Annotated in this window: 19 protein-coding genes; 6 read left to right on the forward strand and 13 right to left on the reverse strand. The window is 63.6% G+C overall.

All coding sequences use genetic code 11. The features are described 5' to 3' along the window. Positions 1-58 precede the first annotated feature (58 nt). Entirely contained in the window at positions 59-739 is a 681-nt protein-coding gene (locus GYA95_RS00855) for a Fe2+-dependent dioxygenase (RefSeq protein ID WP_015269025.1), read from the forward strand. Between the two features lie 3 nt (positions 740-742). Then, entirely contained in the window at positions 743-1,492 is a 750-nt protein-coding gene (locus tag GYA95_RS00860; protein WP_043935357.1) for a tetratricopeptide repeat protein, read from the forward strand. 174 nt (positions 1,493-1,666) lie between these two features. Here GYA95_RS00860 and GYA95_RS00865 read toward each other — a convergent pair whose 3' ends face one another. Continuing rightward, positions 1,667-2,830 carry a type III PLP-dependent enzyme gene (locus GYA95_RS00865; protein WP_015269027.1) on the reverse strand — a complete coding sequence of 388 codons (1,164 nt, stop codon included), beginning with the start codon at positions 2,828-2,830 and terminating at the stop codon, positions 1,667-1,669. A gap of 494 nt (positions 2,831-3,324) precedes the next feature. Between GYA95_RS00865 and GYA95_RS00870 the strand changes: the two genes are divergently transcribed. The 3 genes from GYA95_RS00870 (at position 3,325) to GYA95_RS00880 (ending at position 7,343) form a co-directional block, all read left to right on the forward strand. Further along, positions 3,325-3,822, forward strand: coding sequence for a sigma-70 family RNA polymerase sigma factor (locus GYA95_RS00870; RefSeq protein WP_015269028.1), 498 nt, complete (start codon positions 3,325-3,327; stop codon positions 3,820-3,822). Between the two features lie 20 nt (positions 3,823-3,842). Then, a complete protein-coding gene (locus tag GYA95_RS00875) occupies positions 3,843-4,805 on the forward strand; it encodes a FecR family protein (RefSeq protein ID WP_015269029.1) in 963 nt (320 codons plus the stop codon). 108 nt (positions 4,806-4,913) lie between these two features. After that, complete coding sequence (locus GYA95_RS00880; RefSeq protein ID WP_015269030.1) at positions 4,914-7,343, forward strand: TonB-dependent siderophore receptor; 2,430 nt, start codon at positions 4,914-4,916, stop codon at positions 7,341-7,343. 191 nt (positions 7,344-7,534) lie between these two features. Here the strand turns inward: GYA95_RS00880 and GYA95_RS00885 are convergent, their stop codons facing one another. From GYA95_RS00885 to GYA95_RS00900, 4 genes are read right to left on the reverse strand one after another with little or no spacing between them, the layout of a single operon-like run. Continuing rightward, on the reverse strand, positions 7,535-8,692 hold the full coding sequence (locus GYA95_RS00885; protein ID WP_015269031.1) for an osmoprotectant ABC transporter ATP-binding protein OsmV: 1,158 nt from the start codon (positions 8,690-8,692) through the stop codon (positions 7,535-7,537). Further along, positions 8,689-9,342: an ABC transporter permease gene (locus tag GYA95_RS00890; protein WP_013971042.1), complete on the reverse strand. Its 654-nt coding sequence runs from the start codon at positions 9,340-9,342 to the stop codon at positions 8,689-8,691. The genes GYA95_RS00885 and GYA95_RS00890 overlap by 4 nt, the downstream gene beginning before the upstream one ends. Continuing rightward, positions 9,339-10,253, reverse strand: coding sequence for a glycine betaine ABC transporter substrate-binding protein (locus GYA95_RS00895; protein ID WP_015269032.1), 915 nt, complete (start codon positions 10,251-10,253; stop codon positions 9,339-9,341). Before GYA95_RS00895 ends, GYA95_RS00890 begins: the two co-directional genes overlap by 4 nt. A gap of 13 nt (positions 10,254-10,266) precedes the next feature. After that, positions 10,267-10,980, reverse strand: a complete 714-nt coding sequence (locus tag GYA95_RS00900) for an ABC transporter permease (RefSeq protein WP_015269033.1) — start codon at positions 10,978-10,980, stop codon at positions 10,267-10,269. A gap of 559 nt (positions 10,981-11,539) precedes the next feature. On the opposite strand from GYA95_RS00900, the gene GYA95_RS00905 reads away from it, so the two are divergent. Continuing rightward, the gene (locus tag GYA95_RS00905) at positions 11,540-13,123 is read left to right on the forward strand and encodes a peptide chain release factor 3 (RefSeq protein WP_003257876.1); all 1,584 of its coding nucleotides are present in this window, start codon (positions 11,540-11,542) and stop codon (positions 13,121-13,123) included. 117 nt (positions 13,124-13,240) lie between these two features. Here the strand turns inward: GYA95_RS00905 and GYA95_RS00910 are convergent, their stop codons facing one another. The 8 genes from GYA95_RS00910 to GYA95_RS00945 form a co-directional block, all read right to left on the reverse strand. Next, positions 13,241-14,320, reverse strand: coding sequence for a polyamine ABC transporter substrate-binding protein (locus GYA95_RS00910; RefSeq protein WP_161551228.1), 1,080 nt, complete (start codon positions 14,318-14,320; stop codon positions 13,241-13,243). Between the two features lie 52 nt (positions 14,321-14,372). Further along, the gene (locus tag GYA95_RS00915) at positions 14,373-14,714 is read right to left on the reverse strand and encodes a cupin domain-containing protein (RefSeq protein ID WP_015269035.1); all 342 of its coding nucleotides are present in this window, start codon (positions 14,712-14,714) and stop codon (positions 14,373-14,375) included. A gap of 34 nt (positions 14,715-14,748) precedes the next feature. Beyond that, on the reverse strand, positions 14,749-16,155 hold the full coding sequence (locus GYA95_RS00920; protein ID WP_015269036.1) for an NAD(P)/FAD-dependent oxidoreductase: 1,407 nt from the start codon (positions 16,153-16,155) through the stop codon (positions 14,749-14,751). A gap of 64 nt (positions 16,156-16,219) precedes the next feature. Next, entirely contained in the window at positions 16,220-17,029 is an 810-nt protein-coding gene (locus GYA95_RS00925) for an AraC family transcriptional regulator (RefSeq protein WP_015269037.1), read from the reverse strand. 372 nt (positions 17,030-17,401) lie between these two features. Beyond that, on the reverse strand, positions 17,402-18,370 hold the full coding sequence (locus GYA95_RS00930) for a peptide ABC transporter ATP-binding protein (RefSeq protein ID WP_015269038.1): 969 nt from the start codon (positions 18,368-18,370) through the stop codon (positions 17,402-17,404). Next, a complete protein-coding gene (locus GYA95_RS00935) occupies positions 18,370-19,338 on the reverse strand; it encodes an ABC transporter ATP-binding protein (protein ID WP_015269039.1) in 969 nt (322 codons plus the stop codon). The genes GYA95_RS00930 and GYA95_RS00935 overlap by 1 nt, the downstream gene beginning before the upstream one ends. A gap of 10 nt (positions 19,339-19,348) precedes the next feature. Next, complete coding sequence (locus GYA95_RS00940) at positions 19,349-20,275, reverse strand: ABC transporter permease subunit (protein ID WP_015269040.1); 927 nt, start codon at positions 20,273-20,275, stop codon at positions 19,349-19,351. Positions 20,276-20,285: 10 nt separating this feature from the next. Further along, positions 20,286-21,296: an ABC transporter permease subunit gene (locus GYA95_RS00945; protein ID WP_012316108.1), complete on the reverse strand. Its 1,011-nt coding sequence runs from the start codon at positions 21,294-21,296 to the stop codon at positions 20,286-20,288. Between the last annotated feature and the right edge of the window lie 62 nt (positions 21,297-21,358).

A 21,358-nucleotide genomic window follows, 5' to 3' on the forward strand; every position in this document is an offset into this window, starting at 1 on the left:
AGCGCAAAAGGGAATCAATATCATTGGCGCCTTACATTTTCCAAACGGTGCTGTCGCCATGCTGCTTCATATCCCCGGCCTGTTCGACGCCGATGAACTGGCCCGTATCCGCGAGGCGCTGGAGCAGGCCGATTGGGCCGACGGCAAGATCACGGCCGGCTACCAGTCGGCCAAGGCCAAGCACAACCTGCAACTGCCGGAAGGCCACCCGCTGACCAAGGAAATCGGTAGCGCGCTGATCGACCGCCTGTGGCAGAACCCGCGCTTCATGTCTGCAGCCTTGCCGCACAAGGTGTTCCCGCCGCTGATCAACTGCTACCGCGAAGGCGGCAGTTTCGGCTTTCACATCGACAACGCCCTGCGCCAGCCCAAGGGCAGCCCGGAGCGGGTGCGTACCGACCTGTCTTCCACGCTGTTCCTCAGCGATCCGGACAGCTACGACGGCGGCGAGCTGGTGATCCAGGACACCTACGGCGAGCAGCAGGTCAAGCTGGCTGCCGGTGACCTGGTGCTGTACCCCGGCACCAGCCTGCACAAGGTCAACCCGGTGACCCGTGGCCAGCGTTACGCCGCGTTCTTCTGGACCCAGAGCCTGGTGCGCGAGGACAGCCAGCGGGCGTTGCTCTTCGAAATGGACAATGCCATCCAGCAACTGACAGCCGATGTGCCGGACCATCCGTCACTGCTGCAGTTGACCGGCACCTACCACAATCTGCTGCGCCGCTGGGCCGAGGTCTGAGCCGTGTCCTATCAGTTGCGACGTGAGGAAGTGGTGGATGTGGCCGGTTTGCAGGCCATGCTGGAAGAAAGCCCTGGCAAGGCCGCCCAGGCGATCCTGGCGGCGGCAGGGCAGGGCGCGGTCGAGGCACAGTTGTTGCTGGGGCAGATCCTGCTCGACGGGCGCGGCATTCAGGCGGATGCCGCCGTCGCCAGGCGCTGGTTCGGCATCGCCGCGCAGGGTGGCAGTGCCATGGCGCACAACATGCTGGGCCGTTGCCTGGAGCATGGCTGGGGCGGTGAGCCAAGCCAGGCGCAGGCGGCCATTCACTATGCGCGTGCGGCCGATGCTGGGCTGGACTGGGGGCTGTACAACCTGGGCAACTTGCTGGCCACCGGGCGCGGCATACCGGCCAACCAGGCACAGGCGCTGATGTGCTACGAGAAGGCCGCGCACATGGGGCATGCCAAGTCGATGAACCTGTACGGGCGTTACCTGGAACAAGGCATCGCCACGGCGCCCAATCCGACACGGGCGGTGCGCTGGTATCGGCGCTCAGCCGAGGCGGGGGATTTCCGTGGCATGTTCAGCCTGGCGCTGGTGCTTGTCGAGCGGGGGCAGGTGGCGGAAGCCGGGCCTTGGCTGGAACGGGCGCGGGTCGAGGGAAACATGAATTTTCTGCGCAGTGCGCTGGTGACCTTGCAGGAGGCCGGGCCGGTGTTGATGGCCTTTGCGGCGCGGTATGCCGAGGAGATCGAACGGCGCGAAGCTTGAGGTTCCCTCAAGGCCTGTAGGAGCAGCCTTGTGCTGCGAAGAGGCCGGCAAGACAAAAGATGGCCTTTGGCAGTTATGGCCTCTTCGCAGCACAAGGCTGCTCCTACAGGGAGTTGCACAGGCCTGAGGGCGGAAAGCACAAATGAAAACGGGGCCTTTCGGCCCCGTTTTGCTTTACAGGTAGTAAGCCTTCAGCGGCGGGAAGCCGTTGAATTCCACTGCGCTGTAGCTGGTGGTGTAGGCGCCGGTCGACAGCCAGTACAGGCGGTCACCGATGGCCAGGTTCAGCGGCAGGCCGTACTTGTAGTGCTCGTACATGATGTCGGCGCTGTCGCAGGTCGGGCCGGCGATGACCACTTCTTCGGTCTCGCCTTTCTTCTCGGTCCAGATCGGGAACTTGATGGACTCGTCCATGGTTTCGATCAGGCCGGAGAACTTGCCCACGTCGGTGTAGATCCAGCGCTCGACAGCGGTGCGCGACTTGCGTGCAACCAGTACCACTTCGCTGACCAGGATACCGGCGTTGGCAATCAGCGAACGGCCCGGCTCGAGGATGATTTCCGGCAGGTCGTCACCGAAGTCTTCCTTCAGGAAGCGGATGATCTCTTCGGCGTAGGTTTCCAGGCTGTTGGTCCGGGTGATGTAGTTGGCCGGGAAGCCGCCACCCATGTTGATCAGCTTCAGCTCGATGCCGTCTTCTTCCTTCAGGCGCTCGAAGATCACCTTGACCTTGGCGATGGCGGCGTCCCACACGCTGATGTCGCGCTGTTGCGAGCCGACATGGAAGGAAATGCCGTAAGGCACCAGGCCCAGGTCGCGGGCGAGAATCAGCAGGTCCATGGCCATGTCGGTCTGGCAGCCGAATTTACGCGACAGCGGCCAGTCGGCGGTGGTCGAGCCTTCGGTGAGAATACGCACGTACACCTTCGAACCCGGTGCGGCCTTGGCGATGTTGCGCAGGTCGGCTTCCGAGTCGGTGGCATACAGGCGCACGCCCTTCTCGTAGAAGTAGCGGATGTCCTTGGACTTCTTGATGGTGTTGCCGTAGCTGATACGGTCGGCGCTGACGCCGCGACCCAGCACCTTGTCCAGCTCGTAGATCGAGGCGATGTCGAAGCTCGAACCTTTCTCTTTGAGCAGGTCGATGATTTCCACGGCCGGGTTGGCCTTGACCGCGTAGTACACCTTGGCGAATTCGAAACCAGCGCGCAGGTCGTCGTAGGCCTGGCTGATCATCTGGGTATCGATGAGTACGAACGGGGTTTCCTGCTTGTCGGCAAACGCCTTCATTTTCTGGAAGGTGTCACGCGCGAAATAGTCTTCGACCTGGATCGACATGCTCAGGGACTCCATGGGCAAACTGAAAATTTAAGTGGCTGCAAACTGAACGTCCTCCGTATCCCCACTTTGGTTCGCCTACTCAGTACTTGAGCCGGATGGATCGTTTCCAGCATGGACGTTCGGCGCGCACTTTAGGGCGTGAAGAATGCAGAATCAACAGGCAATCCGGGCGTGATCGGCGCGGATCGACGACCTGCCATTTGAATAACCGACCCATGTGACCGGCTGATGTTCCCCGGAGTGTTTCAAGCGTAAAAAATAGTGGAATGGAACGCGCTGGCTCCTTCGCGGGCACGCCCGCTCCCACAGGCATCTCGCGGTTCCTGTGGGAGCGGGCGTGCCCGCGAAGGGGCCTCAGGTGTTCATATTTATGGCCACATTTCCCTGGCACTGCCGTGCATGAAAAAGACGATAAATTTTTTGTTACCGACTGGCGGAATTGCCGCCATTGATGAGAAGCATTACTATTCGCACCCTTGTCTGCCTCCCTGATGACCCCGACCGTGTCCGGACCCAAAGGCTTCCTCGACCACTACCATGAGCTGATCGGCACCTGGACGCGCAAGTTGCGCAGTCGACAGCAGGCCGAGGACCTCACCCACGATGCCTTTGTCCGGGTACTGGAAAACCCGCGCGAGCAGGTCGAGCAGCCACGCGCCTACCTGCACCAGACCGCACGCAATATTGCTGTGGATGGCTTCCGTCGCGAGGACCGCCGCCAGGCACTGGAGCTGGAAGCCTTCGACGAAGGCATGGCCGTCGGTGGCGACCCCGAGGCCTACGTGCATGCGCTGGAGCTGGCCGACAGTGTCGAGCGGGCGCTGGCCGAACTGCCGCTCAATTGCCGACAGGTGTTCATCTGGCAGAAGCTCGAAGGGCTGACCCAGGCCGAGATCGCCGAGCGCATGGGGTTGAGCAAGAACATGGTCGAAAAGTATATGATCCGCACGCTCCGGCATCTGCGCGAGCACCTGGATGTGTCGGCATGATGAGTCAGGAGACCTTTTCGATGAAACAGCACGGTACCGATACCGTCCGCGAGCAGGCGGCCGCGTGGTTCGCCCGGGTGCAGGATGCACCTCGCGATGCCGGGCTGCAGGCGCAGCTGCACGCCTGGCTGGAAGGCGATGCGCGGCACCGTGATGAGTACCAGCAGCTCGCCCGCCTGTGGCAGGCCGCCGAGTTCATCCCGCGCCAGCGCCTGGAAGCGCTGTGCCAGCCGGCACCGGTACGCCAGTTGCCACGTCGGCGCTTCGTGCGCCAGGCCTTGGCCGCCAGCGTGGCCGCACTGGCGTTGGGCCTGGGCTGGGGCGGCTGGCACTACCAGCAACTGAATCACCAGGGCAGCTTGCAGACCGACTTCAACGAACGCCGCCAGGTCGAACTGCCGGATGGTTCGCACCTTGAGCTCAACGGCAGCACGCAAGTGCAGGTCGCTTTCAGCGCCGGCCAGCGGCATGTCCGGCTGATGGCGGGTGAAGTGATGTTCACCGTCGCCCACGACAGTGGCAGGCCGTTCGTGGTCGACACCGCCCAGGGCAGCGTGACTGTCACCGGTACCCGTTTCGACGTCCGCCTGGACCCGGCCAGCACCCGCGTGGCGGTGGAGCAGGGCTCGGTGCGTGTGCAGGGCAAGGGCGCCTCGCTGGCGCAGCTCACGGCGGGCCAGGGCTCGCATATAGATGAACAAGGCCAGGTGGCTGCGCCCTATGCGGTGAATACCGGCGCCCTGACTGCCTGGCGCCAAGGCAGGCTGGTGTTCGACAACGCCACCCTGGCCGAGGTGGTGGCCGAAGCCTCGCGCTACCGCAGCCAGCCGCTGCGGGTCGCCCCCGGCAAAGTCGCCCAGCTGCGGCTGTCCAGCACCTTCAGCACCGACGACACCGATGCGCTGCTGCGTGCCTTGCCGAGCATCCTGCCGGTGGTCGTCAAGGCCAACGAAGATGGCTCGCGCGAAATAATCGCGAAATAGATTCAGGTTTTTTTCCGCTCGTTCGTCTTCCCCGCCAGCTGCAACTGCCAAGCATTTCCATTTGCATGCGGTTGGCGTTTATTCCGTATTCCAGGAAGTTTCGACGACGTGAACAACAACAAGCCCTTCCCACGCTTCCGCGCCCTGGCGCTGGCCTTGGCGGTCAGCGCCGTGGCCGTCAACAGCCAGGCCGCAGACGCCGGCAGCACTATCCAGATTCAGGCCCAATCCTTGGCATCGGCGCTGAACCAACTGGGCCAGCAGACCAACCTGCAGCTGTTCTTCAGCCCCGACCTGGTGGCCGGCAAGCAGGCCCCGGCGGTGTCCGGCCAGCTGGCGCCCGAGCAGGCGCTGCAGCAGTTGTTGCAAGGCAGCGGCCTGACCTACGAGATGTTCCAGGGCACCGTGGTGGTCAAGCCGGCCCAGGCCGATGGCACCCTCACCACCGGTAGCCTGGAGCTGGCACCCACCGACGTCAAGGTGGTGGGTGACTGGCTGGGCGATGCCCAGCAGAGCGTGGTGCAGAACCACCCCGGCGCGCGCACCGTGGTGCGCCGCGAGGCGATGGTGGAAAAGGGCGCAATGAACGTGCGTGACGTGCTGCGCGGCATCCCCGGCGTTCAGGTGCAGGACTCCAACGGTACCGGCGGTAGCGACCTGTCGCTGAACGTGGGCGTTCGCGGCCTGACTTCGCGCCTGTCGCCACGCTCCACGGTGCTGATCGACGGCATTCCGGCCGCTTTCGCGCCCTATGGCCAGCCGCAGCTGTCGATGGCGCCGATTTCCTCGGGCAACCTCGACAGCATCGACGTGGTGCGTGGCGCCGGTTCCGTGCGTTATGGCCCGCAGAACGTCGGTGGGGTGATCAACTTCGTTACCCGGGCAATCCCCGAGAAGCCCTCGGCCGAGCTGTCCACCACCCTGGAAACCTCCCAGCATGGCGGCTGGAAGCACACCGAGTCGGCCTTCGTCGGCGGTACGGCGGACAACGGCATGGGCGTGGCGCTGCTGTACACCGGGGTGAATGGCAACGGCTACCGTGAAAGCAACAATGGCAACGACATCGACGACGTCATCCTCAAGACCCACTGGGCACCGACCGACGTTGACGAGTTCTGGCTCAACTTCCACTACTACGACGGCCGTGCCGACATGCCTGGCGGCCTGACCCAGGCGCAGTACGACAGCAACCCGTACCAGTCGCTGCGCGACTACGACTACTTCGCCGGCCGGCGCAAGGACGTGTCGTTCAAGTGGCAGCGGCAGCTCGACGACGCCACCCAGTTCGAAGTGCTGACCTACTACACCGACAGCTTCCGCGGCAGCTCCATTGCCTCGCGCGACATGAAGACCCTGTCGTCGTACCCGCGCAACTACCACACCTTTGCCATCGAACCACGGCTGTCGCGGATCTTTTTCGCGGGCCCGACCACCCAGGAAGTCAGCGTGGGCTACCGCTACCTGAAGGAAGCGATGCGTGAGCAGTCGACCCGCCTGGCGCTGATCGACAACGTGCCGACGCCCGCCCCGGGCTCCGACGGCCATGTGTTCCAGGACCGCAGCGGTGGTACCGAGGCCAGTGCCTACTACATCGACGACAAGATCGACGTGGGTAACTGGACCATCACCCCAGGTATCCGCTTCGAGCATATCAACACCGACTGGCGCGACCGCCCGGTGCTCGGTGCCAACGGCCAGCCGGTGCCGGAGAAGAAACGCAGCATCACCAGCAACGAGCCGCTGCCGGCGCTGAGCGTGATGTACCACATCTCCGATGCGTGGAAGGTGTTCGCCAACTACGAGACCTCGTTCGGCAGCCTGCAGTACTTCCAGCTGGGCCAGGGTGGTACGGGCAACAGTACGGCCAATGGCCTGGAGCCGGAAAAGGCCAAGACCTACGAAATCGGTACCCGCTATGACAATGGCGGCTTTGCTGGTGAGCTGACGGCTTTCTACATCGACTTCGATGACGAACTGCAGTACATCAGCAACGATGTGGGCTGGACCAACCTCGGTGCGACCAAGCATCAGGGTATCGAGGCCTCGGTGCGCTATGACCTGGACGGGCTGGACCCGCGCCTGGAAGGGCTGTCGGTGAACGGTGGCTATACCTATACCCGCGCTACTTATGAAGGGGACATTCCTGGCTTCGAGGGCCGTGACCTGCCGTTCTATTCACGCCAGGTGGCCACTGCCGGCGTGCGTTACGCGGTCAATCACTGGACCTGGAACCTGGATGCCTACGCCCAATCCAAGCAGCGCGCGCCGGGTACCGGGATCAATGCCGATGGCAGCTTCAACGGCGACTACATCACCGAGCCGAGTGCGGACGGGCAGTTTGGCGATATTCCGGGTTATGTGACCTGGCATGCCCGTGGCGGGTATGAGTTCGGGCCTCAGATGTCCAACCTGAAGCTGGCGGCGGGGGTGAAGAACCTGTTCGACAAGCAGTACTTCACCCGCTCCAGCGACAACAATGCCGGCATCTATGTGGGTGAGCCGCGGACCTTTTACGTGCAGGCCAGTGTAGGGTTCTGACACCGCGTCGCCTGCTTCGCGGGTTTACCCGCGAAGAGGCCGGCACAGGCAATCCATTACTTGGGTTTTGAGCCGAGATTGCCGGGGCCGCTTTGCGGCCCATCGCGACACAAGGCCGCTCCTACAGAGGAGCGCGATCTGCTGTAGGAGCGGCCTTGTGTCGCGAAAGGGGCGCAGCGCGCCCCCGGCGATTACGAAACCACCGCCTCGGCCGGCGAGACAATGCTGGTCTTGGCCCCCCGCGAGCGCCCCGAACTCAGGTAAGCCGCAATCGACTCCTGCGTCACCTCGCCCAGGAACACCTGTTCGGCATCCAGCACCGGCAGCCACGCCCGGTTGAACTCGTACATCCGCGACAGCAGGATGCGCAAATGCTCATCATGCGACGCCGTGGCATTGAACGGCTGCAGGAAGTCGCCACAAGTCCCTTGCTGGCGATGCATGTCACGCCGGCGCACGTAGCCCAGTGCCTTGTTCTGCGCATCGGTCACCACCACGTAACGGCGGTCGTGCTCGTCCAGCAGCTCGAGTGCATCGCTCACCGGCGTCTGCGGGCTCACCGATGGCGCGTTGTCCGCCGCATCCTCCGCACGTACCAGCAGCAGGCGCTTGAGGGTGCTGTCCTGGCCGACGAAGTTGCTGACGAACTCGTCCGCCGGGTGCGCCAGCAAGGTGTCCGGGTGGTCCAGCTGCAACAGCTTGCCGGCGCGGAAGATGGCGATCTTGTCGCCCAGCTTGATCGCTTCGTCGATGTCGTGGCTGACCATGATCACGGTCTTGTTCAAGGCCCGCTGCATCTCGAAGAACTCGTTCTGGATCATCTCGCGGTTGATCGGGTCGACCGCGCCGAACGGCTCGTCCATCAGCAGCACCGGCGCTTCCGCCGCCAAGGCGCGGATCACGCCGATACGCTGCTGCTGCCCGCCGGACAGCTCGCGCGGGTAGCGCTGCAGGTACTGCTTGGGCTCCAGCTTGATCATGTGCATCAGCTCGCGGGCGCGTTCATGGCACTTCTGTTTGTCCCAGCCGAGCAGGCGCGGCACCACGGTGATGTTCTCCTCGATGGTCATGTTGGGGAACAGGCCGATCTGCTGGATGACATAGCCGATATGCCGGCGCAGGGTGACTTCGTCCAGCCCGGTGGTGTCTTCGCCATTGATGAACACCTGGCCGGAAGTAGGCGTGATCAGGCGGTTGATCATTTTCAGGGTAGTGCTCTTGCCGCAGCCGGAGGGGCCGAGGAACACGCAGATTTCCCCTTCGTTGACGGTGAGGCTTACCGAGTCGACGGCTTTGACGTCCTTGCCGTTGACGTTGAAGGTTTTGCTGAGGTTCTTCAGTTCGATCATGAGCGCAGTCCTTCTGGAGTCAGGGCACGTTGCAGGGTTTGCAGGAGCAGGTCGGCGATGATCGCCAGCAGGCTGACCAGCACGGCGCCGACCAGCAGCATCGACATGTCGCTGCGGCTGATGGAGGTGAGGATGAGTACGCCAAGGCCGCCGGCGCCGATGGTGGCGGCGATGGTCATCACGCCGATGTTCATCACCACGGCGGTGCGCACACCGGCGAGGATCACCGGCACTGCGATGGGCAGTTCGACCATGCGCAGGCGCTGGCCGAAGGTCATGCCGATGCCACGCGCGGCTTCACGGATGCCGGGTTCGACGTTGGTCAAAGCCAGGTAGGTGTTGCGCATGATCGGCAGCAGTGAGTAGAGGAACACCGCAGTGATCGCCGGCAGCGGCCCCAGGCCCTGGCCGAACCTGGAGTAGAACGGCAGCAGCAGGCCGAACAGGGCGATCGAGGGAATGGTCAGCAACACCGTGGCACTGGCCTGCAATGGGCCGGCGACGGCCGGGAAGCGGGTCATGAGGATGCCCAGCGGTACGCCGACGATGATCGCCAGGCCTACGGCGACGCCGACCAGCATGATGTGTTGCCAGGTCAGCTGCAGTACCTGGGCCCAGTCGAGGTGGGCGAACGTGTCGAGCAGGCTCATGGTTGTACCTCGCCAGGCATTGGGTGGTCACGCAGGAAGGCGGCGGCCACCTTGGTCGGGTTCTGGTGTTCGACGTCGACCTTGGCATTGAGCTGGCGCATGGTTTCGTCATCCAGTTGCTCGGCCAGAGGCTTGAGCAGGCCGGCCAGTTGCGGGTTGGCGTCGAGCACCTGTTTGCGCACCACCGGGGCGGCGGTGTAGTCGGGGAAGTAGTGCTTGTCGTCTTCCAGCAGCTTGAGGTTGAACGCGTTCAAGCGACCATCGGTGGTGTACACAAGGCCGGCGAACACCTGGTTGTTGTGCATGGCGGTGTAGACCAGGCCGGCATCCATCTGGCGGATGTTGGCGCGGCCCACTTGCAGGTCGTACATCGCTTTCAGGCCTACCAGGCCGTCCGGGCGGTTGGCGAACTCGGTGTCCAGCGCCACCAGGTGGTTGCGGTGGCTTTCGTCACGCAGTACCTGGTTGAGGTCGCTGATCGAGTTGATCTGCGGATAAGCCTCGGCGACCTGCTTGGGCAGGCCCAGCGCATAGGTGTTGCTGAACTTCGACGGGGTCAGCCAGATCAGGTCCTTCTTCGCGTCCAGTGCCTTGACCTTGGCGTAGGTGGCCTCGGCACTGGGCATGCGCTCGTCGATATGGTTGTACGACACCAGTGACACGCCGGTGTATTCCCACATCAGGTCGAGCTGGCCGGTTTCCTGGGCCTGGCGTGCGATGTTGCTGCCAAGGCCGCTGGTGACGCGCACATCAAAGCCGTTGGCGCGCAGGTATTGCGCGGTGATTTCGGCGAGTACGGTCTGTTCGGTGAACACCCGCGCGCCGATACGGACAAGTGGTTTTTCCGCTGCCTGGGCAAATCCTGCTAACAGCAGGGTCGCGCCCAACAACAAGGCGATTCTCTTGTTCATACGTTCCCTCTCGTTATCCAGCCAGGCCACGTTCCAGCCAGCGCTTGCTGGAGAAACTCACCGCTGCGTCCAGCGCCAGCGCCAGTAGTGCGGTGCAGGCAGCCCCCAGCAGCAGTTGTGGCTGGTTGTTCAGGGCGATGCCGGGGAAAATCAGGCTGCCCAGGCTGTTGGCGCCAATCAGGAACGCCAGCGGTGCGGTGCCAACGTTCAGCGCCAGGGCCACACGCACGCCACCAACGATGATCGGCACGGCGTTGGGCAGCTCCACTTGCCAGAGTTGCTGGCGCGGAGTCATGCCGATGCCGGTGGCGGCTTCCTTGAGCGAGGCAGGGACGTTTTTCAGGCCCTCGTAGGTGTTGCGCACGATAGGCAGGAGGGAGGGGAGGAACAGCGCGAAGATCGCGGGCCCGGCGCCGATGCCCAGGATACTCAGGGCGATGGCCAGAACGGCCAGGGGAGGGATGGTGTTACCAACGTTGAAGAACTGCATGAAGCGCTCGGCTTTGTCGACCCGGTGCGGTCGACTTAACGCAATGCCGGCGGGGATGCCCACGGCCAGCGCCGCCGCCATCGAAGCCAGCACCAGTAGCAGGTGCGCTTGCAGGTAGAACCCAAGATCGTCGCGATACCGCGCGATCGTGTCGATGCCGATCCAGTGGACCAGCAGGGCCAGGATGACGAGCACGGAGGCCCATCCCAACAGCCCTTTTCCGTAGCGTTTTGCCACAGGCGGACTCCTTGTGTAGTCGGCGAGCACACTTCTTGGTTGCCGACCAGTCCTGGCGGCGGGTGGTGTGTTCGCGAGTAGCAGCGTGACGCACGCCGAAGGCTGCGATCAGGCTATGAGCCGAACCCCGTCGGGCCCGAAAATGCTGATGAAAAAAGCTCCCCAACCGAAGCGGGTTGCAGGGGAGTGGACGTCTCCGTGGGCGTAAAGGTTCCCATCTGGGGCGGCATTTGGCCAGCGTTAATCACTGGCTGGTTGGAAAATTGACGAGAGAAAGCAACGGGTTGGTGCGCTGTAGGCGTTGAAATAACTGCCCTTTGGCCATTTGTCGTGATAAAGCGGCTGGTTGTTGAATTTGTAATGGCAGTGCCGGCCTCTTCGCGGGCACGCCCGCTCCCACAGGGATCTCCACTGCTGTGCAGGCCTGTGCAGTACCGGTGGGAGCGGGCGTGCCCGCGAAAGGGCCGGAACAGGCACCGCCGGTTCAGCAAATTTTGGTCCCGGCTCAACTTCAGGTATGATATCGCCCCTTTTTAATCCCCCAGTCAGGCGATTTCCCATGACCAACCAGGCCGCCGAAGTCGCGAAGCGCCGCACTTTCGCAATCATTTCCCACCCCGACGCCGGTAAGACCACCATCACCGAGAAGCTGCTGCTGATGGGCAAGGCCATTGCCGTCGCCGGTACCGTGAAGTCGCGCAAGTCCGACCGCCACGCCACCTCCGACTGGATGGAAATGGAGAAGCAGCGCGGCATCTCCATCACCACCTCGGTGATGCAGTTCCCGTACCGCGAGCACATGATCAACCTGCTCGACACCCCCGGCCACGAAGACTTCTCGGAAGACACCTACCGCACCCTGACCGCGGTGGACTCGGCGCTGATGGTGCTCGACGGCGGTAAAGGTGTAGAGCCACGTACCATCGCCCTGATGGACGTGTGCCGCCTGCGCGACACGCCGATCGTCAGCTTCATCAACAAACTCGACCGCGACATCCGCGACCCGATCGAACTGCTCGACGAGATCGAAGCCGTGCTGAAGATCAAGGCCGCGCCGATCACCTGGCCGATCGGTTGCTACCGCGACTTCAAAGGCGTGTACCACCTGACCGGTGACTACATCGTGGTGTACACCCCGGGCCACGGCCATGAGCGCACCGAAGCCAAGATCATCCAGAAGCTGGATTCGGACGAAGCCCGGGCCCACCTGGGCGACCAGTACGATTCGTTCGTCGAACAGCTGGAGCTGGTGCAGGGCGCCTGCCACGAGTTCAACCAGGAAGAGTTCATCAACGGCCAGCTGACCCCGGTGTTCTTCGGTACCGCGCTGGGCAACTTCGGTGTCGACCATGTGCTTGACGCCGTCGTCGACTGGGCGCCGCGCCCGCTGGGCCGTGTGGCTCACGAGCGCACCGTGGAGCCTGTGGAAGAGAAGTTCACCGGTTTCGTGTTCAAGATCCAGGCGAACATGGACCCGAAACACCGCGACCGCATCGCCTTCATGCGCATCTGCTCGGGCAAGTACGAGAAGGGCATGAAGATGCGCCACGTGCGCATCAACAAGGACCTGCGCATCGGCGACGCGCTGACCTTCTTCTCCTCCGAGCGTGAGCAGCTGGAAGAGGCCTATGCCGGCGATATCATTGGCCTGCACAACCACGGCACCATCCAGATCGGCGACACCTTCACCGAAGGCGAGGCGCTGGGCTTCACCGGTATTCCGCACTTCGCTCCGGAGCTGTTCCGCCGTGTGCGCCTGAAGGACCCGCTGAAATCCAAGCAGCTGCGCCAAGGCCTGCAACAGCTGGCCGAAGAAGGTGCGACCCAGGTGTTCTTCCCTGAGCGCAGCAACGACATCATCCTCGGTGCAGTCGGTGTGCTGCAGTTCGACGTGGTCGCCAGCCGCCTGAAGGAAGAGTACAAGGTCGAGTGCGCCTACGAGCCGATCACCGTGTGGTCGGCCCGCTGGATCGGCTGTGACGACAAGAAGAAGCTCGAGGAATTCCAGAACAAGGCCATGGAGAACCTGGCCATCGACGGTGGCGGGCACCTGACCTACCTGGCGCCGACCCGCGTCAACCTGTCGCTGATGGAAGAGCGTTGGCCGGACATCAAGTTCCGCGCTACCCGCGAGCACCACTGATTCGGAAAGCTTGCATCTGACCCCTGTGGGAGCGGGTTTACCCGCGAATGCGTCGGTGAATTCAACATCGCATTCGCGGGTAAACCCGCTCCCACAGTGACCGCGTTACGGCCGCACTCAGTTTCCTGCCTTGATACTGGTCCAGATCCTCGTCCGAATGCGGTCGATCTTGGCCGGCATCGCCTCCAGCGCATACAGCTTGCCCATTACTTCCTCGCTCGGGTAAATCATCGTATTACCCTTCATCGCCGGATCCACCAGCCCGTCCGCCTTGAGGTTGCCGTTGGCGTATTGCGCATGGTTGCTGATGTTGGCCATCACCTCTGGCTGCAGCAGGTAGTTCATGTAGGCATACCCGGCCTTTTCGTCCGGTGCATCGGCCGGCATGGCAACCATGTCGAACCACATCGGTGCGCCTTCCCTGGGTATCGAGTAGCCCACTTTCACCCCGTTCTTCGCCTCCTCGGCGCGGTTCTTCGCTTGCAGCACATCCCCTGAGAAGCCCACCACCACGCAGATGTCGCCATTGGCCAGGTCGCCGGTGTACTTCGAGGAGTGGAAGTAGCTGATATACGGTCGCACCTGCATCAGCAGCGCCTTGGCCTTGTCATAGTCCGCCGGGTCCTGGCTGTGGTGCGGCAGGCCCAGGTAGTGCAGGGCGATCGGTAGCAGTTCAGGGCCGTTGTCCAACACCGCGACGCCGCAGCTTTTCAGCTTGCTCATGTACTCGGGCTTGAAGATCAGGTCCCAGGAGTCCACCGGGGCATCGTCGCCCAGCACTGCCTTGACCTTGTCGATGTTGTAACCGATGCCGGTGCTGCCCCACAGGTATGGGAAACCGTACTGGTTACCCGGGTCGTTCACTTCGAGCGCCTTGAGCAGCACCGGGTTGAGGTTGTGCCAGTTGGGCAATTGCGACTTGTCCAGGCGCTTGAGGGCCTTGCCCTGGATTTGCCGGGCCATGAAATGGTTGGACGGAAACACCACGTCGTAGCCGGAGTTGCCGGTCATCAGCTTGCCGTCGAGGGTTTCGTTGCTGTCGTAAACGTCGTAGGTGGGCACGATACCGCTGGCTTGCTGGAAGTTCTTCAGTGTGTCGGGGGCAACGTAGCTGGACCAGTTGTAGATCTTCACCGTTTCGGCGGCGCCGGCCACGCTGGCGGCCAGCATCAGGGGGGCGAGAAGGAGCGTGCGCATGTCGGGGTTACCTTGCTTTGTGTGTTGTTATCGAAGGCAGGCGATCAGCGGATCAGAAGACAAGAACGTAGGTTTTGCGCACGGTCTCCTGGATGTCCCAGGTGCCAGTGCTGTTGGCCGGTAGCATCAGTGCGTCTCCGGCTTCTATGAGCAGGGGCTCGCCACCGTCGGGAGTGAAGGTGCAGCGGCCCTTGATGAAATGGCAGAACTCCTGCTGCACGATCTGCCGCCGCCAGCGCCCGGGGGTGCACTCCCAGATGCCGGTTTCGACGCCGTCGCTGCGTTCCACGCAGGTGACCGAAGTCACTGCAACGGGGTCGCCAAGCGGCACCGTGACCGGGTTGGAGCTGTCGAGCACGGCGCTGTCGGTGTTCTTGAAATGGGTGATGCTCATGACCGGTAAATCCTGTGTCAGTGAGGGGGAAAAATCAGCGCATGAAGCCTTCCATGAAGTCCGCAAGATTGCTGGCAAGGCGCCGCCTCCAGGGCGCACTGGCGGGGTTGGCGAGGGTCCGGTCCTCGTGGACGAAGCTCTGGATGATCGCGTTGTAGCCCAGCCATCGGCAGGGCTCGGGTGGCCAGCTGGCCAGGCTTGAAAGCGGGCGGTTGTCGAGCACCCAGGGTTGCGCGGTCAGTTCGTTGTGCTGGTTGAGGATCAGCGCGGCCAGGGTGCGCCCGCCCAGGTTGGTGGCGCCGACGCCTTCGCCGCCGTAGCCGCCCGCCAGGGCGATGCCGCGTTGACGGTCGCAGAGCATGTGCGGGCGGAAGCGCCGCGCCATGCCCAGGTTGCCGCCCCAGGAATGGGTGATGCGTGCGTGCTTCAACTGTGGGAACAACTCGCTGAACAGGTAGCGGCGCAGCTCGATTTCCTGTTCGTCGAGGTTGAAGTTTTCGCGCAGGCGGCCACCGAAGCGGTAGCCGCCACGGGCGCCGAATACCAGGCGGTTGTCGGCGGTGCGCTGGCCGTAAGTGACCTGGCGGCTGCTCTCGCTGAACGCCTGGCCCTGGTTCAGGCCGATCTGTTGCCAGGTGGCCTCCGGCAGTGGTTCGGTGGCCACCAACAGGCTCTGTACCGGCAGCTGATGTTTACCCAGTGGCGGCAGGCTGACGGCATAGCCCTCCACGGCGGGTACCGTCCATTGGCAACGGATGCGCGCCAACGGGGTGCGCACCTCACCCGGCTGCCAGTCGATGGCTGGGGTGTTTTCGTAGATGGTAACGCCCAGCGCTTCTACCGCCCGGGCCAGGCCACGCGCCAGCTTGGCGGGTTGGATGGTTGCGGTGTGCGGGCTGTAGATGGCGCCATAGGCGTTGCTGACCCGCAACTGAGCGTCAAGCTGTTCGGGGCGCAGCCAGCGGTAGTCGTCCTCGGTCATGCCTTGGCGATAAAGGTCGTCTAGGTAGGCGCGCAGGCTGCGCTCCTGTTCCGGGTAGCGCGCGGCGCAGTAGAGCACGCCGCCTTTGCGGTAGTCGCAGTCGATGCTCTCGCGATGCAGTACGCGGTGTACTTCATCGGGAATGCCATGCAGCAGGTCGATGCTGGCGCGGCGTTGTTGCGGTGAAAGGGTGGCCAGCAGGCGGTCTTCGCCGAGCAGGTTGCCCATCAGCCAGCCGCCGTTGCGCCCCGAAGCGCCGAAGCCGGCGATGTTGGCGTCGATTACCGCGATGTTCAACTGTGGCGCCTGGCGCTTGAGGTAGTAGGCGGTCCACAGGCCGGTGTAGCCAGCGCCGATGATGCACACATCCGCGTCCAGGTCCTGACGCAGGGCCGGGCGGGCGCACAACGGCTCGTCGAGCTGGTCCATCCACAGGCTGAGCGTGCGCAGGGGTTGCATCGGGTTCGGCTCCACATCCGTCAAGGTCTGTGGGCGATCCTAGTGGTGTCGGCGGGCGGCTGTCCTACGTGCGTGCACGCAGGGAAATTTGCTTCAGGTACGCCTTGGGCGTAAGCCCGGTGTGTTCGCGGAAACACTTGTAGAACGCCGACAACGAGTTGAAACCGGCATTGAACGCCAGCTCGTCGATCGTGGCCTCGATGCTGTCGTTATCAAGGCTGGCCATCAGGTGCTGCAGGCGGGCCTGGTTGACGTAGCGGTAGAAGCTTTGCCCGAGCACCTGGTTGAGCAGGTAGGAGATCTGGTTGCGGCTGTAGCCGCTGGCGTCGGCCACCTGCTGCAGGTCCAGCTCCGGGTCCAGGTAGGGGCGCTGGCGCTGGAAGTAGTGTTCCAGGTCCTGGGCCATGGTCGACAGCTGTCGGGGTGACAGGCCCAGGCGGCTGGTGGCCGGGCGCGGGCCGCTGCTGGCATGGCCACTGCTGCTCCGGCGGACCAGCGTGGCGTATTCGTTGACCTGCCAGATCAGGCCGTCCTTCACGGTAATCGCCTCGCTGGACTGGAACGCCACCAGGCCGTCGCCGCCCTGGACCGTGACCTGGTACTGGATGAACGCGGTACAGCCGTCGACGCGGATGCGGTCGCTGTGCACGATGTCTTCGCCGGCTTCATGGGGCAGGCAGGCGCGCACATAGTCACGCAGTTCCTGGTAGCCGAGCACGCGGTTCTGGAAGAAGTCGTGGTACTGGATGTCGGGGTGGTAGAGCGCCATGACGCCGTCGAGGTCGCGGTGCTTCCAGCACAGGTGGTAGCGCAGCACGGTGTCGGCGGTGAGCGGGGTCTGCTCGGGGCCGTCGGGGAGGGTGGTGGCGGTCATGAGCCTGATAGTGCATTGCAGAACACCCAGCTGCAAGGGGGCGGATCCGGCATATTGCACGGTTTTGCCAAGCGGCTTGGGGCGTAAGCCGTTGATTTGGTTGAGAGTGATTTTTTGACAGGGATGGCATGGCGAGTGCACCGGTCTGTTCAACATCGAACAAGGAGAAAGGCCATGCGCTCGATACTGCTCTGGATGATTGGGGTGCCGATTCCGGTGATTATACTGATCTGGTTCTTTATGCATTGAAATTATTGGGGCCGCTTTGCGGCCCATCGCGACACAAGGCCGCTCCTACAGGAGATCGTGGTCCTTTGTGGGAGCGGCCTGGTGTCGCGAAAGGGCTGCAAAGCAGCCCCGGCTATCTAAAGGCTAAAGAAACTGCTCGGCATAGTGACAAGCCACCTGCCGGGTACTCACCTGCCTGAGCGCCGGCACCTCCTTGGCACACCGCTCGGTCGCATACGGGCAGCGCTTGTGAAACGCACACCCCTCCGGCGGGTTCAGCGGGTTGGGCAACTCCCCGGCAATGCGGATCTTCGGCTTCAAAGGGTCCGGGTGAATCGCCGGCGTCGCCGACAGCAGCGCCTGGGTATATGGGTGCAACGGCCTTTCGTAGATATCTTCTTTCGGCCCCATCTCCGCCGGCCGGCCGAGGTACATCACCAGCACCTGATCGGCCACATGCCGCACCACCGCAAGGTTGTGCGAAATAAACACGTAGGCGGTGTTGAACTCATTCTGCAAGTCCATGAACAGGTTCAGCACCTGGGCCTGGATCGACACGTCCAGCGCCGAGGTCGGCTCGTCCGCCACCAGCACCTTGGGCTGCAGCATCATTGCCCGGGCCAGGGCAATACGTTGGCGCTGGCCACCGGAGAACATGTGCGGGTAACGCTGGTAATGCTCGGGGCGCAGGCCGACCTGTTCCATCATCTTCTGCACCTTTTCTCGCCGCTCGGCCTTGCTCAGCGAGGTGTTGATCAGCAGCGGCTCGGCCAGCTGGTCACCAATCTTCTGCCGTGGGTTGAGCGAGGCGTAGGGGCTCTGGAACACCATCTGCACATCGCGGCGCAATTGCTTGCGCTCGCTCTTGCTGGCGCCTTTCACTTCGGTGCCGGCAATTTGCAGCGAGCCGGACGACGGCTCTTCGATCAGGGTCAGGGCGCGGGCCAGGGTCGACTTGCCGCAGCCGGATTCGCCGACCACGGCCAGGGTCTTGCCGGCCTCCAGTTCGAACGACACGCCATTCAGCGCGCGGACCAGGGCGTGCCCCTTGAACAGCCCACGGGAGACTTCGTAATGCCGGGTCAGCTCCCGGGCGGATAGAACGACGGCCATCACGCCACCTCCTGGTTCAGCGGGTAGAAGCAACGCACCAGGCCATGGGCCTGGGGATCGAGGGGCGGGCGCTGGCGCCGGCAGTTGTCCTGCACGTACGGGCAGCGCGGTGACAGCAGGCAACCCACGGGGCGGTCGTAGCGGCCGGGGACGATGCCAGGCAGGGTGGCCAGGCGTTCGGCACCGATGCTGTGCTCGGGGATCGCCGCCAGCAACGCTTCGCTGTAGGGGTGGGCGGGCACGTCGAACAGCTCCGGCACCTGGCCCACTTCCACGGCCTGGCCGGCGTACATCACGCACACCCGCCTGGCCGTTTCGGCGACCACGGCGAGGTCGTGGGTGATCAGGATGAGCGCCATGTTGCGCTCCTTCTGCAGGTTGACCAGCAGCTCCATGATCTGCGCCTGGATGGTCACGTCCAGCGCAGTGGTGGGTTCGTCGGCAATCAGCAGCTTGGGTTCGCCGGCAATCGCCATGGCAATCGCCACGCGCTGGCTCATGCCGCCGGACAGCTGGTGCGGGTAGGCGTCCAGGCGGCTTTCCGCAGCCGGGATCTCGACCTTCTTCAGCAGCTCCAGGGCACGCTGGCGCGCGGCCTTGCCCTTCAGGCCCAGGTGCTGGCGCAGCACTTCCTCGATCTGGTAACCCACGGTGTAGCTGGGGTTGAGCGCGGTCATCGGGTCCTGGAAAACCATGGCGATGTCCTTGCCCACTACCTTGCGTCGCTGGCGACCGCTGAGCTTGAGCATGTCGGTGCCGTCGAAGGTGAGCGAGTCGGCGGTGATGTGCCCGGGGGCGTCGATCAGGCCCATCAGGGCCATCATGGTCACGGACTTGCCCGAGCCGGATTCGCCGACGATGGCCAGGATCTCGCCGGCTTCCACCGTCAGGTCCAGGCCATCGACTACCGGTACCGCATTGGTGTCGCCGAAGCGCACGTTCAGGTTGTTGATCTGCAACAGTGACATGGCGTTCTCCTCAGGCGGCGTTCTTGAGTTTCGGGTCCAGCGCATCGCGCAGGCCGTCGCCCATCAGGTTGATTGCCAGCACACTGAGCAGAATGGTCAGGCCGGGCAGGCTCACCACCCACCAGGCGCGCTCGATGTAGTCACGGGCCGAAGCCAGCATGGTGCCCCACTCCGGGGTCGGCGGCTGTACGCCAAGGCCAAGGAAGCCCAGGGCGGCGGCGTCGAGGATGGCCGAGGAGAAGCTGAGGGTGGCCTGCACGATCAGCGGTGCCATGCAGTTGGGCAGCACGGTGACGAACATCAGCCGTGGCAGCCCGGCACCAGCCAGGCGTGCGGCGGTGACGTAGTCGCGGTTCAGCTCGCCCATCACGGCGGCGCGGGTCAGGCGCACGTAGGATGGCAACGACACGATGGCGATGGCGATCACGGTGTTGATCAGGCCTGGGCCGAGGATGGCGACGATGGCCACCGCCAGCAGCAGCGAGGGCAGGGCCAGCATCACGTCCATCAGGCGCATGATCGACGGGCCGAGCAGTTGCGGGAAGAAACCGGCCAGCAGGCCCAGCAGGATGCCAGGGATCAGCGACATCACCACCGACGACAGGCCGATCAGCAGCGAAAGCCGCGCGCCCTGGATCAGCCGCGAAAGCAGGTCGCGGCCCAGTTCGTCGGTGCCGAGGATGAACTGCCAGCTGCCACCTTCGAGCCACACCGGTGGGGTCAGCAGGAATTCGCGGTACTGCTCGCTCGGGTCGTGCGGGGCGACCCACGGCGCGAACAGCGCGCAGAACACTACCAGGCACATGAAGGCCAGGCCCATCACCGCGCCTTTGTTGCGGGCGAAGGCTTGCCAGAATTCTTTGTATGGCGAGGGGTAGAGCAGGCTCTGGTCCACCGGGCTGGCCGGCGTGACGGATTTCGGAATCGGGCTAGTCATGGCGAAGGCCTCAGCGCTGATGACGGATGCGTGGGTTGGCCAGGCCGTAGAGGATATCCACGACGAAGTTGACCAGGATCACCAGGCAGGCGATCAACAGGATGCCGTTCTGGACCACGGGGTAGTCACGGGCACCGATGGCTTCGATCAGCCACTTGCCGATGCCCGGCCAGGAAAAGATGGTTTCGGTCAGCACCGCACCGGCCAGCAACGTACCGACCTGCAGGCCGAATACGGTCAGTACCGGGATCAGCGCGTTGCGCAGGCCGTGTACGAACACCACGCGGGCCGGCGACAGGCCTTTGGCGCGGGCGGTGCGGATGTAGTCCTCGCGCAGCACTTCGAGCATCGACGAGCGGGTCATGCGGGCAATCACCGCCAGCGGGATGGTGCCGAGCACGATGGCCGGCAGGATCAGGTGCATCACCGCGTCCTTGAACGCACCTTCCTCGTCGCTGAGCAGGGTGTCGATGAGCATGAAGCCGGTCTTCGGCTCGATGTCGTAGAGCAGGTCGATGCGCCCGGACACCGGGGTCCAGCCCAGGCTTACCGAGAAGAACATGATCAGGATCAGGCCCCACCAGAAGATCGGCATCGAATAACCCGCCAGCGAAATGCCCATCACCCCGTGGTCGAACAGCGAACCGCGCTTGAGCGCGGCGATCACCCCGGCCAGCAGGCCGACGATGCCGGCGAACAACAGGGCGGCGAAGGCCAGTTCGAGTGTGGCCGGGAACAGGGTGAGGAACTCGCTCCAAACGCTCTCGCGGGTGCGCAGCGATTCACCGAGGTCACCCTGGGCCAGCTTGCCGACGTAGTCCAGGTACTGGACCGGCAGCGGCTTGTTCAACCCCAGGCGCTCCATGGCCTGGGCATGCATTTCGGGGTCGACCCTGCGCTCGCCCATCATCACTTCCACCGGGTCGCCGGGGATCAGGCGTATGAGCGCGAAGGTCAGCAAGGTGATGCCGAAAAAGGTCGGTATCAGCAGGCCAAGGCGCCGGGCAATAAAGCTCAACATTGTCGGGGTTACCTCATCAGGCCGTGGGGCGATCAGCCCGCTACGGTGGTGCCGCCGGTTCC

The organism is Pseudomonas asiatica, assembly GCF_009932335.1.
GTDB classification, from domain to species: domain Bacteria; phylum Pseudomonadota; class Gammaproteobacteria; order Pseudomonadales; family Pseudomonadaceae; genus Aquipseudomonas; species Aquipseudomonas asiatica.